The following is a 16047-nucleotide window of genomic DNA, read 5'->3' as shown; positions in this document are numbered from 1 at the left end:
GGGCGGAGCCGGGAGGCGGGGAGCGGGCGGTGCGGACGGTGTCGACGTTGCGGGTCGCGGCGCGCGGCACCCCCGATGCGGCCCGGATCCGGATCGCCGACGGGCCGCCGGTCGCCGCATCGGTCAGTCAGCTCGGCGACGAGCTGCTCGTCACGATCGGTGCGGTCACCACCCGGTGGGCCTACGCGTGGGAGCCCGCCGACGGGATCCTCTGGCTTGGCCGCGACGGTGGGGCGTGGGGCCTGGCCGAGGTGATCCCGGTGGCGGGCACCGGGGCCGGGCCGGTGCTCGGCGGGCAGGCGCGTAGCCCCATGCCGGGCACGGTGACCGCGGTGTTGGTCGAACCGGGGATGACCGTGGCGGATGGGCAGTCGCTGGTCGTCGTCGAGGCCATGAAGATGGAGCACACCGTCTCGGCGGCGGGCGCCGGGATCGTCAAGGAAGTACTCGTCCGGCCCGGCGACCTCGTCGCCCTGGACCAGCTGCTGGTGGTGATGTCCGTGGCGGGCCCGGCCGGCCCCGGATCCGCATCAGCCGCCCCGGCGGCTCGGCGAAATGTGGAGGGTTGAGCACGATTTGACGCCGACGGCCGCCCTGGGCCGCGGTCGTCGGCGTCAATGCGGGCCTGGAACGTCAATCCTTCTCTCAGCGCTCGGTCAGCCGCCGCAGGAGCGTCTTCCGGGCGTCGGCCTCGGCCAGGTTGGACAGGTCGACGTGGGCCGAGGAGGCCTGATCGAATGCGGCCGGCACGGCACAGGCCTCGACCAGGACGGTGACGAGTCTGCACGCGGGCCCGGTCGGGTCATCCGCGTCCAGGGCCGCCCGCCACTCCCACCACTCCCGCTTCTCATGGACCGAGGAGAGATAGGCGGGGGAGAGCAGAACGAGTGTCCGGTGGGCGTGCCGGGCGCCATCACGTATCGTGATCCTTGGCGGCCCGTCCGTTCCGTCACCCGCCTGGAACAGTAGGTGGCAACCGGCCTCCTCCAGCTGCCAGGCGATCCAGCCGGCCCAGGCCTCGTCGGGCTGGGCGTACGAGATGAAGAAGTCGTACCGCCCGGACGGCCCCGGCCATTGTGGCGTGGACGGCCGCACGACCGCGGGCTTCTGGTCTGCCGCCTCAGGGGGGACGGCCGCGGTTGCCGCGGTCTCCGCCGGGCGCCGCTCGTCCGGGTTGTGCCAGTCCCCGCGCGGCCGGTCCGGATGCCGGCCGTCGGGGTGATGCCGGCCGAGGAACACCGCGGCGCTGTTCGCCGCGAGCCGCAGGAACCATCCCTCGTCCTCCGGCCGGGTGGATGCCCGTCCGAGGCAGGTCAGGGCGACGGCCAGCAGGGACAGCGGGATCTGGTCGCGCCACAGGTCGACCAGACCGGCCCGGCGTGCCCAGTCCTCCGCCGCCGATCGGACCCGGTCGATGAGCAGGAACAGCCACCGCGGCACGAGGTCTCCGTCCTGCTCCGGGTCGAGCAGCAGATCGATGACGGCGGTGCGTTGCGCCGCGGACAGCTCCGACAGTGTCCGGGCGAGGATGTGCAGGACCAGATGGACGGGATCCCGGGTGAGCACGGCGTCGGCTGCGTACCGCGACAGGTCGATCAGCTGGTACGTCGTGTCGATGTTGCGCAGTGAGGACGGGATCAGGATGTTCTCGATGTGCAGGTCGCGGTGGGCCTTCCCGACGAAGGCCGGGATGCGAATACCGTCCGTGCGCGATGGGTCCAGGACCAGCGCGAACGGGTTCGGCAGCGGGTGGTCCTCGCCTTCGGCGTCGATGGTGGGGCCGGGGTACGCCGCGGCGATGCGCCGCAGGCGGCTGTCCGGGGCGAGCCGCTCGGCGAGCTGACGGGCAAGGATGGTCGGCACGTCCAATGACGGCAGAAGGGCAGGCCCCACCCACTCATCGAAGATCGACCCGACCAGCCCCCGCAGACGTCGGCGAGGACCGCGGCGTCGGCCAGGGCCCGTCCGAACATCAGGCGTGGTTCAGCCGGACCGGCCGGTCCTGACAGACCGGCCGGACCGCTGCCGGAGTCTCCCTGGCGCCCGGCCCGCCGCGGGTGGACGACAGCCTCCAGCAGGGCGCGCAGCGTGACCAGCTCCCGAAGGCTGCCACCCGCGACCTGTTGGAAGACGAACCATCGTCCATCGCCGACCGCGACCGGCTGATGGACGGGCGTGGCGAGGTGGCGCTCGGCGAACCTGGGGGCGTCGGCGATCGCCCGCCAGTGGCGCGCGAATTCGCCGGGTTGGGGCCCCGCGTCGCTGGCCGGGGCGACGTCCAGCTTCATCACGAACTGGCGCGCACCATGGCGCGGATGCTCTTCGAGGACCACCCCGACCATCGCCGACGACCGGCCGCCGGTAAGCCAACGGACCAGGCGGTAGGTGGTCTCGGTCTGGGAGCACCATTGCCGCAGCGCGGTCACGGCGGGATCGTCGAGGGCGTTCACCAGTGGCTCGTCCAACCAGAGCGGCTCGTTCAACCAGTCAGAAGACAACCATGACTCCTGGGAACGCAGGGCGCGGGCGACAGACGCGTTCCGGTCGGGTGAGCCGCCGCCGGGATGCCGCCGGGATGCCGCCGGTCGGGGCGCGCTGCGCCGGACCGCCGGTCGGGTTCCAGATTACCGGCGTTCGGTGTCGGTGGGCTGATGACCGGCTAAGGATACCGTTCGACGATATGGCCCAAACTGCCGCCTCCGGGTGTTCCCGGGTGATCCTCACGGCACGGCACGGTTGTCATCCCGCGGTCTGGGATCGCCCCGGGGCGGTCGTCGTCCGCGTGGCCCATATCCCTACCCGCGCTCGCTGCCGCGTCCGGTGAAAGCCGCGTACGACGTTGTACGGATTTGCGGTCAGGGTCTTTCCGGTTAGTCCGGCACGCGGTTATCTGGGAGCTGCTGAAGGGTCGCGGGCGTCGCCCGCCCATGGTCTGCACCCCCGCCGCCGCGGGTGGTGGCTGGTTGATAACCGCGGCCCCTCGGCTCACCGCCGGAGCGGACCTGCCATCGGGGGGAGGCCCGCTCCAGCGGCCGTCGATCCGTACGGCCTTGTACGGCGATCCGGAAGTTCCTTTTCCTGGTACTTTCCCGGCAGGCCTCCGCCGTGCCGCCCGCCGTTCCGTTCGTCGTCGGCGGGCTTTCCGTCCCCGGTTCGGGTTTCGGGACCGTGGCGCTTCTCGCGGTCACCGGTGTTCTGCTGTCGATGTACGGCGGTTCCCTCGCCGGTCTCGTCGGCCTCGACGCCGGGGGCTGGCTGGTGGGGCTCGGCCCGCGGGCGGCGGCCCTGCGACGCGGTGCACCGGCGGGAAACGCCCCCCCGGCGACGGGTCACGAGGACGGGTCACGACGACGGGTCACGCTTCGACTGGTCGAGGAGATCGTGAAGGTGCACCGTGATGTCGTGGGTGGGCCCCAATCGGCGCAGGCTGCGCCGGTAGGCGTCCTGAACCCGCGGGGTCATCTGGTCCGGCCGGCCGAGGTTGGTCTGGGCCTCGGCGAGCAGACCCACCGCGGCGAGGGCACGGGGATGATCCGGTCCGAGCACTCGCAGGCAGGCCTCGGTGAGCTCGGTCGCCGCCTTCTCCGCGGGCTCGGTGTCCCCGCGGTCGCGGTACAGCCGGGCCAGGTGGTAACAGGTCACCAGCGTGGCGGGATGCTCCGGGCCGAGCACCTCGGCCCGATCGTCCCGCACCGAGCGCAGCAGCTCCTCGGCCGCCGTCCACGCCCCCTGCTCGACCAGCAGGTCCCCGACGTTGTTCCGGCTCGTCAAGGTGTCCCGGTGCCGCGGCCCGAGGACCCGTTCACGGGTGGTGAGCGTGTGGGTGAGCCACCGCAGCGCCTCGCCGTGCCGACCCGATTCGCGCAGCGTCCGGCCGAGGTAGTGCTGGGTCGTCAGCGTGTCGGGATGCTCGGGGCCGAGGATGCGCAACCGGTCGTCGAGCACCATGCGAAGGCCGCTCTCGGCGTCCTCGCGCCGGCCCTGGGCGGCGCGGACCCGGTGCAGGTCGTGCGCGACGGACAGGACATCAGCATGATCGGGTCCGAACAGGTGGGCGCCGGTCTCCCAGACGGAGCTGTACGCCGCGTCCGCCTCGGCGAGCCGGCCGGTCGCGCGCAGGTAGCGGGCAGCGAGGATCGCCGGGGTGAGCAGCTGCGGAGGCAGTTGTGCCTCGGTAAGGTCGTCGAGGCCCCACCGCCGCCGGGCGCGGAGCAGCTCCAGCCCGGCCGTGGCATGACCGGCGAGCATCGCCCACCGGTCCCACGTCGCCGGATCCCGCGGATCGAGCGCGCGGGTCGCCCGCGTGAGCAGGGCGGTGAGCGCGTCGAGGTAGTCGGCGATGCGGCCGGAGGTGTGCGCGGCCTGGCCGAAGCTGTCGCGCACCAGGGGGTGGAGGACCAGCTGGTGCGCGACCCGGGGATCCGGGCGGGAAGCCGCGGACCGGGCGGTGGCGGGGTCGCCGGGAGTCGTGTGTTCGATCAGCCCCTGGCCGGCCAGGGCGCGGATCAGCTCCCACAGCTCGGTCGCCCGCAGGCCGGGGAACAGCGGCGACGCGGCGAGGACGGCCGCGGACAGGAGCAGGCCGAACGGGATCGGGTCCCCGCCGAAACAGGCGAGCAGGGTCAGCCGCGCCCGGGCCTGCTCCAGGCCCCGCGCGGCGAGGAGATCCAGCGACAGTTCCCAGGTCGGCCCGATGAGCTCGCGTTCCCGGCGACGACCAGCGCCGCCGGGACCGCCGAAGCCGCGCAGCAGGGCCTGGTGCCCGCCCGTCTGGAGCGCGTGTTCATAGTCGGCGTAGGTCCGCGGGACCGCCGGTCCACCGAGTCCGGCCGGCATTCGCCGCGCCTCGGCGAGGTACTGGCCCGCCAGGGCGAGTGCCAGGGGCAGCCCGCCGAGCCGGCGGCCGAGGCTCTCGGCCGTGGCGAGCGGACCCGGCTCGGCCCCGGTCAGGTCGCGCAGCGCCAGCCCGGCGTCCGCCGCGTTCAGGGGGCCGAGCGGGTGCAGGCGCAGCCAGGACCGGGCGGTCCCGCCGACGGGCGACGGGCCCTCCCAGTCCAGCCGGCTGCGCGTCGTCACCACGACCATTCCGTGGGGGTGGGTGACCGGCCGCAGCCATCCGGTGCCGTCGAGCACGTCGCCGCCGGGTGGGGCCAGGTCGCCGGCCGGATCGTCGGCGTTGTCGAGGATCAGCAGCCACGGCCGTCCGCTGTCCGCCAGCAGCCGCCAGACCAGGTCGGACAGGCTGCCCGTGCACAGCTGGTGGCGGGTCGCGCCGAGCTCCACGGCCAGCGCGGTCATGCCGGCGCGCACCGCGCCGGGCCCCGTGGCGCTGATCCACCAGGTCCGCACCCGTCGTTCGAGCGCGGTGCGGGTGAGCGCGAGGGCGACCGTGCTATTGCCCACGCCGCCGAGCCCGTGCAGCACGTGGACCCGTGCCCCGTCGGCGTCGGGCCGAGCGCCCTTTGGTCCAGGGATGTCCGAGCCAGGGATATCCGGTTCGGGGACGTCCGGTCGAAGGACGTCAGGCCGGGGGAGGACGGGCCCGTTACCGACGTCGGATCCGGCGACCGCGCGCCTGCGTCCGGTGGGGAGCTGCCCGGCCAGCAGATCGAGCAGGCCGTCGCGACCGCGGATCGCGGGCAGGTGGGTGAGCCGCTGGACCGGCGGCCTGATCGTGACCGCCGTCGACGGGTCCTGTCCGGTGCCGATCCGGTCGCCGCCATGGTCCCCGTGACCGTGAGCTCCGCGACCGTGAGTTCCGCGCCGGACCCGACGCCACGTCTCGACCCAGTGGCGGATCTCGTCGGGGTCGTCCACCCGGCAGGCCCGCAGCATGTTCTCGACGAGGTTCGCCGACCTGAGGCCGGGGAGATGGGAGCCACCGAAGTAACCGCCGACCGTGCTGGCCGGCACGTTGACGGCGCGCGCCACCTCCCGCACGCTCAACCCCGCGCGCTCGCGCACGATGGTCAGTGCACGGCCGAAATCCGCGTTGGTGGTGATGGCGTCCAGGTCGACCTCGTCGTACACGTGCGTCCCTTGAGCGGCGGCGAGCGGCGGCGGCGAGCGGCAGCGATGAGCAGGACGGAACGTCATCCCGTGGGCATATCCTCCGCGGCTATTCTCCGGCGGATCGCCCGACCGTCCAGAGGTTTTCCCGTCCGGTCTCCGATCCGTCCCCCGTTTCCGTCACGCAAGGTCCCACCGCGGGTGCGTGACGTTCAGCCCGGCGGCAGCGGGACGACGTCGGCGAGGATCTCGTGACGGTGCGGGCGCCGGCGTGCGGCCGGGCTGTCGTGGACGACAAGGAGCGATGACGGGTCGCCGGGCATCAGGGCGATCCCCTCCGGATGGTCGTCGCCCTCGCCGACGGGCAGGTCCAGGATGCGCTCGATCGCCTCGTCGGTGACCACGACGCTCGTGGGGGCCTGCGCGGCCCCGCGCCAGCGGTAGATCCGCACCGGGCCGTCGAGGTCCATCGTCGGGCCGGCGAGGAGCAGGAGGTCATCGCCGGAGGCGAGGAGGTCGCGCACCCCCAGCCCGTCGAGGTCGAGGAAGTGCTTGCGATACCGGCCGTCCCCGTCGATCGGCGCGAGGAGGAGGTCCTGGCCGTCTCCCTCGGTGAGACGCAGTTCCAGGACCACGGCCCAGCCCCGCAGCACCGGCCCCCGCAGCCCCAGGTAGATCCGTTCACCGACGACGGCCAGGCCCTCGACGTCCAGCCCGTTGTCCTTGCTCGGGATCTTGAGGAAGCGGCCGAGATGGTCGTCGTCCTTGAGCGCCTTCGTCAACCGGGTGGGCTTGGACAGTCCGAGCGCCGCCGCGGTCAGCCTGCCGCCGCCGGGCGAGGCCGAGTCGGGTGCGCTCGCGACCAGGGTCGGCAGGCCGCCGACCCGCACCACCGGGATGCGCCCGAGCAGGTAGCGGTTGGCGTTGCTGCTCACCTTCGCCAGCCGGGCCAGGGCCTGCTCGGTCGCGTGCTGGGGCCGGACCCGCTTGCGGGCCAGGCTGTGCGACCCGACGAACCACAGATAGTCGCCATGCCGGTCCATGCCCTCGAGGTCGATCTCGAGCTGGGTGCCGTCGTCCGCGGGCTCCTCCGGCAGGGGAAGGAGGTCCGCGACGGAGAAGCTGACGTGATCGGCGAAGCCGTCGCCGGCCGGCGACAGGGTCGTCCGTTCGATCGTGACCGTCTCGTCACCGGCGAGCCAGAGGCACCGGCCGTCCCCCTTCAGGGTGGACAACGACTCGGCGACGTCGACCACCCCGGCGCCGTCGGCGAACCGGATCGGAATCGTCTTCGCGGTCATCGGTGCCTCATCCGGCGCCGTTCCCGCACCCTGCGCCGTTCCCACGCTCGCCACTCCTCGTCCCCCCGCCGGTTCGCCCCGGGTTTCTCCGCCGGTTGCTCCGAAGCGGCCCTTCCAGGAATCCCCACCGCCGACCGGAGCGTAGTGCCGGCCCGGCGCTTATCCGGGTGGGTGTCCAGGACCCGATAGGTGGTCCCGATCCTGCGAGCGTCAGCGCCGCTTACACCTTCCGTCGCGTCGGGCAGGCCCCCACGTGCAGCCAGGATCGCTCAGGGTACGGCCTGGTGAAGAGACCGAGCAGCATCATCGGACCGCCGGGGAGGACGGACCGCCGGGGAGGTCAGTGCACGAGTGTCTTCATGGCGGCGGTGAGCGCGCTCAGGCCGGCTTTCGCGTCGTTGAAGAGCATTCCGGTCTTCGGGTCGGTGTACAGCTCGTTGTCGATGCCGGCGTAGCCGTGGCCCATGGAGCGTTTGATGACGATGACGCTCTTCGCCTGGTCGACGTCGAGGATCGGTATACCGGAGATCGCGTTGCCGGGACGGCGGGCCGCCGGGTTGGTCACGTCGTTGGCGCCGACGACCAGGGCGACATCGGCCTGCGCGAACTCGGGGTTGACCTCGGCCAGTTCCTTCATCTGCGGATAGGGAACGTGCGCCTCGGCCAGCAGCACGTTCATGTGGCCCGGCATTCTGCCGGCGACCGGGTGGATCGCGTAGCAGACGTCCACCCCGTGCTGCGTGAGCAGGTCGGCGAGCTCGACGACTTCATGCTGGGCCCGCGCCGCCGCAAGCCCGTAGCCGGGCACGATAATGACCTTCGACGCGTACGCCAGCTGCAGGGCCGCGTCGTCCGCCGCGACCGACCGCACGGGGGCCGCGGCCGCCGCGCCGGCATTTCCGGTCGAGTCCGCGGTGCCGAAACCACCGACGATGATGGCCGGGATCGACCGGTTCATCGCCTCGGCCATCAGCACGGTGAGGATGGTGCCGGACGCCCCCACCAGCGCGCCCGCGATAACGAGAACGGTGCTGTCGAGCACGAAACCGGCCATCGCCACGGCCGTCCCGGTGAACGCGTTCAGCAACGAGATCACCACCGGCATGTCCGCGCCGCCGATCGGCAGCACCATCGTCACGCCTAAGCCCAGCGCGGCGGCCGCGACGATCGACAGCGCGATCGTCCCACCGTGACCAGTGACGATCGCCGCCACGCCGGTCACGGCGACCGCGGCCAGCGCGGCGTTCAGCAGTCGGGCGCCGCGGAACAGCACCGGCGCGCCACTGATCAGGCCCTGCAGCTTGCCGGCGGCCACCAGCGAGCCGGAGAAGGTCACCGCGCCGATGACGGCGTCGAGGCCGACGGTCACGGTGGTCTGACCGGAGGCCCCGGCCAGCCCGGCCGCGCCGCCCAACCGCACCACCTCGGCGAACGCGACGAGCGCCGCCGCGCCGCCGCCGACCGCGTTGAACACGCTGACCAGCTGCGGCATCGCGGTCATCCGCACGGTCCGCGCCGCGTACAGGCCGGCGCCGGATCCCAGGAGCACACCGATGATCAGGACGATGAGGCCGGTAGCGGTGATGACGCCGTCCCGGGCCAGCAGCCCGACGGCGCTCCCGACGGCCGCCACCATCCCGGCCGCGGACAGCTGGTTGCCCCGGCGGGCAGTCGCGGGCGAGTTCATCAGGTGCAGGCCGAGGACGAAGCAGCTCGCCGCGGCCAGGAACAGCAGGCGGATCGCCGTGTCCGAGCCGCTCATGACCGCTCACTCCCCCCTGCCGGCTGGTTCCCCCTTGCCGGCTGGTTCCGCTCCGCGAGCCGGCTTCGCTCCGCGGCCGGGCGCCGGTGGAACATCTCCAGCATCCGGTCCGTCACCACGTAGCCGCCCACCACGTTCATCGCGGCGAACGCGGCGGCGAAGAACACCAGGACGTAGCCCAGCGGGGTGTGCGCCGTCGCGGTGACCAGCATCGCGCCGACGACGACGATGCCGTGGATCGCGTTCGCGCCGGACATCAACGGTGTATGCAAGGTGGACGGCACCTTGCTGATGACCTCGAACCCGACCAGCAGGCTCAGGACGAGGACGGTCAGGTTGGTGACCAACGTCTCGGTCATGTCCTCACGCTCCAGACTGGCTTTCCGCGGAGCCGCCGGCCAGCAGGGCGGCGGTGGCGGGGTGGACGACCCGGCCGGCGTGGGTGATGACGACCCCGGCCTGAATCTCGTCGGCGGTGTCGATGGTGAGCGCGCCGTCGTGGACCAGATGGCCCAGCAACGCGGCAACGTTGCGGGCATAGGCGGCCGACGCCGCGGCCGGCATCAGGGCCGGCAGGTTGCCGGCGCCGATCACGGTGACGCCACCCGCGGTGACCACCGTCTCATCCGGCACGGAGATCTCCACATTGCCCCCGAGGGGGCTCGCGGCGAGATCCACGACGACCGACCCGGGCCGCATCGTTTTGACCGCCTCCTCCGTCACGAGCAGCGGTGGCCGGCGGCCGGGAACCTGAGCGGTGGTGATGACGACGTCGTGGCGGGCGACGGCGGCAGCCAGCGCTTCCTGCTGGCCCGCCAGTTCCTCGGCGGTCAGCGCCCGGGCATAGCCACCCTGACTCGCTCCGCCGGCCACCCCGCCCAGATCGGGCTCACCCAGGTCGGGCCCACCCAGGTCGAGGAAACTCGCACCGAGCGAGGTCACCTCGCCCCGCGCCTCCGGGCGGATGTCATAACCGCGGACGACCGCGCCGAGCCGGTGGGCCGTGCCGATCGCGGCCAGCCCGGCCACGCCCGCGCCGAGCACCAGCACCTCGGCGGGCCGGGCCGTACCGGCCGCCGTCATCAGCAGCGGGAAATAACGCGGGTAGGCGTCGGCGGCGACCAGCACCGCCTTGTACCCGGCCACATTCGCCTGAGAGGTCAGCGCGTCCATGGACTGGGCCCGGCTCAGCGTCCGCGGCAGCCCGTCGAGGCTCACCGTGGTCACCCCCGCCCCGGCCAGCTGCGCCATCACCTGCGGCTGCAGCAACGGCACCAGCAGCCCTACCAGGGTCTGCCCGCCGCGCAGCAACGCGCGCGTCTGCGGGTCCGGGAGGCTGACCGACACCACCACGTCTGCCCGCGCGAACAGGTCGCGCCGCGCGACGACGGTGGCGCCGGCCTCGGCATAGGCGCCGTCGGGAAACCACGCGCCACGTCCGGCTCCGGTCTCGACGAGCACGTCGAGACCGGAGCCGACCAATCGGCCCACGACTTCCGGAACCATGGCCACCCGACGCTCGCCGGGCGCGGTCTCCATGGCCACGCCCACAGTAAGCGGACTCATGGTCTTTCCCCCTTTCGGGATTCTCCTCGTGTTCTCTTCCCCGTTGGGGCGGGGATGAGGACCGATGGCCGTGCGGGCCGGGTCGGAACGGGCCAGATCAGAACTCGAACACCAGCCGGGCCGGGACCCTGCTGTCCAGGACCTCGTCCATGCAGGCGTTGACGTCGTCCAACTTCCGGCCGGAAGCGATCACCCTGGTCCGGCCGGCCGCGTGCAGCCGGAACACCTCGGCCAGATCGTTGCGGGTGCCGACGATCGATCCCTTGACCGTGATCCCCTTCAGGACCGTGTCGAAGATCGGGATGGACATCGTGCCATCCGCCGGCAGGGCCACGCAGACCAGCCGGCCGCCGCGCCGCAGCGATGCGAACGCCTGCTCGAACGAACGGGGCGACGCGGCGAGCGCGACCGCCACGTCGGCGCCGCCCAGCCGCTGGATGGCCTCGACCGGGTCGGCGGTCCGCGCGTTCACCACGTGGTCGGCGCCCAGTTCGGTGGCCAGCTCCAGCTTGGCCTCGGTGACGTCGACCCCGACGGTGAAACCACCCGCGATGCGGGCGTACTGCAACGCCAGGTGGCCCAGCCCGCCGATGCCGAACACGGCCACCGTCTCGGCCGGGGTCACCCCGGCTATCTTGACGGCCTTGTAGGTGGTCACGCCGGCGCAGGTCAGCGGCGCGGCGTCGAACGACGGCACATCACCGGGCACCGGCACCGCGTAGTCCGCGTCGGCCACCGCGTACTCGGCGAACGCACCGTCGATCGAGTAGCCGCTGTTGCGCTGGCTCTCGCACAGCGTCTCCCAGCCGCCGACGCAGTAGCGGCAGCGCCCGCAGGCATGACCGAGCCACGGGATCGCGACCCGGTCGCCGGTTGCGCGCCCGGTCACCCCGGCGCCCACCGCCTCGACCACGCCGACGCCCTCGTGACCCGGGACGAACGGGGGAGTCGGCTTCACCGGCCAGTCACCGCGCGCCGCGTGGATGTCGGTGTGGCACAGGCCGCTGGCCTCCATCCGCACCAGGATCTGCCCCGGCCCCGGCACCGGGACGTCCCGGTCCTCGATACGCAACGGTGCCCGGAAATCGGTGACAACTGCTGCCTTCATAACATCCTCCAGTCAGGGGAATTATCGGTGGGAAATGCCAATGGACTCCGAAACCCTGGAATCTGAAACCCTGGAATCCGAGACCCTAGAATAGGCCGAGCGCGTTCTCGTCGTAGCTGACCAGCATGTTCTTGGTCTGGCTGTAGTGCTCCAGCATCATCCGGTGGTTTTCGCGGCCGATGCCGGACACCTTGTATCCGCCGAACGCCGCGCCCGCCGGATACTGGTGGTAGCAGTTGACCCAGACCCGGCCGGCCTTGATGCCCCGGCCCATCCGGAACTGGCGGGCACCGTCCCGCGTCCACACGCCGGCACCGAGCCCGTAAGGCGTGTCGTTGGCGATGGCCAACGCCTCGGCCTCGTCCTTGAAGGTGGTGACAGCCAGCACCGGGCCGAAGATCTCCTCCTGGAAGACCCGCATCTTGTTGTGGCCCTTCAGCAGCGTCGGCTCGAAGAAGTAGCCGTTCGCGAACTCTCCGGCCAGCTGCGTCCGGCGCCCACCGGCCAGCAGGTCGGCGCCCTCAGCCAGGCCGATGTCCACGTAGGAGCCGATCTTTGACAGCTGCTGCGCGGAGACCTGCGGGCCCAGCATCGTCGCCGGGTCCAACGGGTTGCCCTGCTGGATCAGGCCGACCCGTTCCAGCGCCTGCGCCATGAACTCGTCGTAGATCGACTCCTGGATCAGCGCCCGGGACGGGCAGGTGCACACCTCGCCCTTGTTGAACGCATACAGCACCAGCCCCTCGACCGCCTTGTTCAGATAGGCGTCGTCGGCGGCCAGGACGTCCTCGAAGAAGATGTTCGGGGACTTCCCGCCCAGCTCCAGGGTGACCGGGATGATGTTCTGCGCCGCGTACTGCATCATCAGCCGGCCGGTCGTGGTCTCACCGGTGAAGCCGATCTTCGCGATCTTCGGGCTGGTGGCCAGGGCCCTGCCGACCTCGGCGCCGGGCCCGTTGACGATGTTGACGATGCCGGGCGGGATGACGTCCTGAATCACCTCGGCGAGCTTGAGGATCGACCACGGCGTCGGTGACGCCGGCTTGATCACCGAGCAGTTACCCGCGGCCAGCGCGGGCGCCAGCTTCCACGCCGCCATCAGCAGCGGGAAGTTGAAGGGGATGATCTGCCCGACCACCCCGAGCGGCTCGTGGAAGTGATAGGCGTAGGTCTTGCCGTCGATCTCGGAGATCGACCCCTCCAGGGTGCGCGCCGCCGCGGCGAAGTACCGGAAGTGGTCGGCGGCCAGCGGGATGTCGGCAGCCAGCGTCTCCCGCACCGGCTTGCCGTTCTCCCAGCTCTCCGTGACCGCGAGCATCTCCCGGTTGGCGTCGATCGCATCCGCCACCGCGGTCAGCACCTCGGCCCGCTCCGCCGGGGACGCGGCGGCCCAGGAGCCGGCGGCGGCGTGCGCCGCGTCCAGGGCGTCCTCGACATCTTCCGCCGCCGACCGCGGTATTTCACAGATCGGCTGCGCCGTGGTCGGGCTAAGGTTGGTCGAATATTTACCGGCCCGCGGCGGCAGCCACTTTCCGCCGATGAAGTTCTCGTACCGGTCCGTAACATGGACGATACTGCCTGGTTTTCCAGGTGGGACGTACGTCACGACAGCCTCCCGGTCTCCACAGGGCGGGCACGCCTTCCGACGTGCCCCGACCGGCACGTATGTTTCTCTGCCGAGGCCAAGCACCCCATATCGCGCCAGTCCTGACAGCGGGTGCGGAAGGTCCTGACCCCCGATGCCGAACGGGCCGTTCCCGGGCCAGTGCCGGGCAGCCTAAGTTGATCATGATGTTGTGCTGGGTTTTCGGGGTGCGGCGCGGTGTGGCTCGATGACCGGCGACGGCAAAGAGGGAACTGCCCGCGCCAGGGAAGCGCGACAGGTCACGGGCCGAGGCCGGCCGGCAGACCTCACCGGCAGACCTCAGGCGGCGAGGTCGATCACCACACGCGACGGGTTCGACAGTTCGAGCACCCGGAAGCCGACCCGATCGTCGACCCCCAGGCCGAAATGGACATATCCCTCGTAGTCGCCGGTCATCCGATACTGGACAAGCGCGGGAAACCCGCCGCCGGCCTGCGGTGTGCGCAGCGTCGACCTGCCGGTCTCATCGTGGGCCACGGCCGGGAACAACACCACCTCCAGGAACGCCTGCCCCCGGAGCGGGACCGCAACGCCCTCGCCTGGCGACAGCACCTCGGCCACGTAACGCACCTCGTAGCCAGGGATCTGCCCTTGGAGCTCGATCGTCAGCCGATCGAAAGCCATCCCGCCGGCGACGTTGTGCGCGCTGCGCACTGCGACGACCGTCGCGTTACCGTACAGCGGATGCTCGACGCGGCGCGGTTCGCTCGACCAGACCGGCTCCCGCGGCGTCGCGGTTGTGGAAGGCGACGTCACCACCGGTCCACCCGGCGAGCGGGAGGACACGGACGGAGAAGGCGCCGGCGAGGTGCCGGACACCGATGGCTTCGACGTGGTGATGTCGGTGGAGCCGCCGCCACCGGTACCGCCGCCACATCCCAGCAGCACGAGCAGCGCGCCCGCCAGCAGCGCCACCGCCCCGATCCATCGCCGGCCCGTTGTTGTCCGCACCTTCATGTAACTCACCTCGCCGCCCAGTTCACCTCGCCGTCCCGGGTGGCCGAAAGGGACCTTCGGCAGGGGGACGGTCGGGTTAACGTCCCCCCGAGCAGGTGAGCCGGAAGCACCACGGAGCGCCGGCACGGCTCGAACCGATGGGAGATCTGATGTGCGTGAGCTCAGCTCCCGGGGTAGCGGGTGGACCAGGCCGGGGTGGCCGCGCCGGAGGCGTCGGAGACGGTCGCGGTGTTCTCGATCTCGGTTACCAGATCGTCCGCGACCTGCCCGACCAGCTCATAGCCCGCCAGCTCCTTCAGCCAGGCTGCCGGCAGTGCCGGCTCACCCAGGGCGGCGCCAACGAGGTTCCCGCAGATCGCGCCGGTCGAGTCGCTGTCGCCGGAGTGGTTGACCGCCGCGAGCAGCGCCGTCTGCGGATCGTCGGGCGCCGCCACCGCGCAGTACACCGCGATCGCCAGCGCCTCCTCGGCGACCCAGCCGGCGCCCAGCGATTCCACGCGTTCCGCTGTGGGCGCACCGTCCGCTGCCGTTCCGAGAGCCGCCCGCAGAGCTCTGGCCACTTCCTTGCCGTCGCGTTCGGCCGACAGGCGGCCGAGGGCCGATGCGGTGGCCTGGGTGATGCTCGCGCCGTCCACCATCGCGGCGACGATCCACGCGAACGCGCCTGCGGCGAGGTACCCGGAGGGATGACCGTGGGTGAACACGGCGCATTCGACCGCATGGTCAAAGGAGGTTTCCGGGCCCCGCCGGAGCAGCCCGAACGGGGCCGAGCGCATCACCGCCCCGCACCCCTTGCTGTCGGGGTTCGCCGGCCGCGCGAGCGTGCCCGTCTCGGGGCGCCCCAGCCCGGACAGGCAGGCGTTTCCCGGAGCGCGCCGGGCATACATCAGCTGCTGCGCCGCCAACCAGCCGTCCATCTCCCCGGCGGCCGGACCGGTCCGCCGCTGCGTCGTGAGCCAACGCTGGTAGGCGCGCCACAGCACCGCGGGCGGATCGGCGATGCCCCGGGAGCGGCTGCGGACCGAGGCCCGGATCAGACCCTCCACGGTAAACAGCGTCATCTGGGTGTCATCTGTAAACGGAGCGTGTACCCCGTAGGCGGCCGTGAGGCCGATGACCCCCGCCGTCCCGTACTCCCGTCGGATCTCGTCAAGCGACTGGAATTCGATTGCCGCACCGAGCGCGTCTCCCAACGCCCCGCCCAGCAGGCAGCCCCGGACCCGGTCCTGGTAGGAGAGGCCGGAGTTCGCATCGTCCGTGGGCGCCGCCGCACGCCGCTCTGATGGCCACAGGCTGACCGCGAGCCCCACGGCGGACCGGGCGGCCGGGGCGGCCAACAGACGTTCCTTGGTTCCGGCGGCGGCTCCCTGGCTCTCTTCCGGGGCTTCGAGTTCGGCGGCGGCGGCGAGTTCGGCGGCGGTCATGCGTTGGCGGGCCAGTGCCCGGCCCGACCTGCTGAGAATGACACCCTCGGCGGCCAGGATCTCCCGTGGATCGTCGGTGCGTTCCGGATCGGGCCAGCGGAAGTCCGGGGAGATGGAACCGTTCAGGAGCAGGACGCGGTGGGCGTTGGAGATCCGGGCACTGGCCAGCTTGGCTCCTACCGCGACGGCGTGGGACCCGATCACCTCCGCGACGTCGGAGTAACTGGTCCAGCGGCCGGGTGGGATCGCAGCCAGTACCCGGATCATCAGGGTCC

Annotated in this window: 12 protein-coding genes; 2 read left to right on the top strand and 10 right to left on the bottom strand. The window is 71.7% G+C overall.

Going from position 1 to position 16047, the window contains the following annotated elements; translation table 11 throughout:
* A partial coding sequence (locus tag AC08OJ_RS12485) for an acyl-CoA carboxylase biotin carboxyl carrier protein subunit (RefSeq protein WP_476595804.1) occupies nucleotides 1-569 on the top strand: 569 nt, incomplete at its 5' end.
* 76 nt (nucleotides 570-645) lie between these two features.
* Here AC08OJ_RS12485 and AC08OJ_RS12480 read toward each other — a convergent pair.
* Nucleotides 646-1893 (bottom strand): toll/interleukin-1 receptor domain-containing protein, encoded by a 1248-nt coding sequence (locus AC08OJ_RS12480; protein ID WP_476592947.1) that lies wholly within the window; start codon nucleotides 1891-1893, stop codon nucleotides 646-648.
* A gap of 164 nt (nucleotides 1894-2057) precedes the next feature.
* On the opposite strand from AC08OJ_RS12480, the gene AC08OJ_RS12475 reads away from it, so the two are divergent.
* On the top strand, nucleotides 2058-2504 hold the full coding sequence (locus AC08OJ_RS12475; protein WP_476592946.1) for a hypothetical protein: 447 nt from the start codon (nucleotides 2058-2060) through the stop codon (nucleotides 2502-2504).
* A gap of 838 nt (nucleotides 2505-3342) precedes the next feature.
* Here AC08OJ_RS12475 and AC08OJ_RS12470 read toward each other — a convergent pair.
* The 9 genes from AC08OJ_RS12470 to AC08OJ_RS12430 form a co-directional block, all read right to left on the bottom strand.
* Nucleotides 3343-6096, bottom strand: coding sequence for a tetratricopeptide repeat protein (locus tag AC08OJ_RS12470; RefSeq protein WP_476595803.1), 2754 nt, complete (start codon nucleotides 6094-6096; stop codon nucleotides 3343-3345).
* Nucleotides 6097-6221: 125 nt separating this feature from the next.
* Nucleotides 6222-7310 carry a DUF3616 domain-containing protein gene (locus tag AC08OJ_RS12465; RefSeq protein ID WP_476592944.1) on the bottom strand — a complete coding sequence of 363 codons (1089 nt, stop codon included), beginning with the start codon at nucleotides 7308-7310 and terminating at the stop codon, nucleotides 6222-6224.
* A 340-nt stretch (nucleotides 7311-7650) separates the two neighbouring features.
* Nucleotides 7651-9072 (bottom strand): NAD(P)(+) transhydrogenase (Re/Si-specific) subunit beta, encoded by a 1422-nt coding sequence (locus AC08OJ_RS12460; RefSeq protein WP_476595802.1) that lies wholly within the window; start codon nucleotides 9070-9072, stop codon nucleotides 7651-7653.
* Nucleotides 9069-9431, bottom strand: a complete 363-nt coding sequence (locus tag AC08OJ_RS12455) for an NAD(P) transhydrogenase subunit alpha part 2 (RefSeq protein ID WP_476592942.1) — start codon at nucleotides 9429-9431, stop codon at nucleotides 9069-9071. Before AC08OJ_RS12455 ends, AC08OJ_RS12460 begins: the two co-directional genes overlap by 4 nt.
* A 4-nt stretch (nucleotides 9432-9435) precedes the next feature.
* Nucleotides 9436-10638, bottom strand: coding sequence for an NAD(P) transhydrogenase subunit alpha (locus tag AC08OJ_RS12450; protein WP_476592941.1), 1203 nt, complete (start codon nucleotides 10636-10638; stop codon nucleotides 9436-9438).
* A gap of 97 nt (nucleotides 10639-10735) precedes the next feature.
* Nucleotides 10736-11746 carry a zinc-dependent alcohol dehydrogenase gene (locus tag AC08OJ_RS12445; protein ID WP_476592940.1) on the bottom strand — a complete coding sequence of 337 codons (1011 nt, stop codon included), beginning with the start codon at nucleotides 11744-11746 and terminating at the stop codon, nucleotides 10736-10738.
* 85 nt (nucleotides 11747-11831) lie between these two features.
* Nucleotides 11832-13352 carry an aldehyde dehydrogenase family protein gene (locus tag AC08OJ_RS12440; RefSeq protein WP_476592939.1) on the bottom strand — a complete coding sequence of 507 codons (1521 nt, stop codon included), beginning with the start codon at nucleotides 13350-13352 and terminating at the stop codon, nucleotides 11832-11834.
* 318 nt (nucleotides 13353-13670) lie between these two features.
* Nucleotides 13671-14348, bottom strand: a complete 678-nt coding sequence (locus AC08OJ_RS12435) for an AMIN-like domain-containing (lipo)protein (RefSeq protein ID WP_476595801.1) — start codon at nucleotides 14346-14348, stop codon at nucleotides 13671-13673.
* A gap of 161 nt (nucleotides 14349-14509) precedes the next feature.
* Nucleotides 14510-16047, bottom strand: a 1538-nt coding sequence (locus AC08OJ_RS12430) for an ADP-ribosylglycohydrolase family protein (RefSeq protein ID WP_476595800.1), incomplete at its 5' end; no start/stop codon positions are given.

The sequence above is a fragment of the Frankia sp. CgKIO3 genome, from assembly GCF_977946435.1.
The sequence above is the reverse complement of the archived record's forward strand: the minus strand, read 5'-3'. Positions and strand labels throughout refer to the sequence as shown.

Bases quoted from the DNA above. Each gene is read 5' to 3' on its own strand.
- AC08OJ_RS12470 (WP_476595803.1), bottom strand. From the start codon at position 6,096: ATGACGTTCCGTCCTGCTCATCGCTGCCGCTCGCCGCCGCCGCTCGCC.
- AC08OJ_RS12465 (WP_476592944.1), bottom strand. From the start codon at position 7,310: ATGACCGCGAAGACGATTCCGATCCGGTTCGCCGACGGCGCCGGGGTG.
- AC08OJ_RS12460 (WP_476595802.1), bottom strand. From the start codon at position 9,072: ATGAGCGGCTCGGACACGGCGATCCGCCTGCTGTTCCTGGCCGCGGCG.
- AC08OJ_RS12455 (WP_476592942.1), bottom strand. From the start codon at position 9,431: ATGACCGAGACGTTGGTCACCAACCTGACCGTCCTCGTCCTGAGCCTG.
- AC08OJ_RS12450 (WP_476592941.1), bottom strand. From the start codon at position 10,638: ATGAGTCCGCTTACTGTGGGCGTGGCCATGGAGACCGCGCCCGGCGAG.
- AC08OJ_RS12445 (WP_476592940.1), bottom strand. From the start codon at position 11,746: ATGAAGGCAGCAGTTGTCACCGATTTCCGGGCACCGTTGCGTATCGAG.
- AC08OJ_RS12435 (WP_476595801.1), bottom strand. From the start codon at position 14,348: ATGAAGGTGCGGACAACAACGGGCCGGCGATGGATCGGGGCGGTGGCG.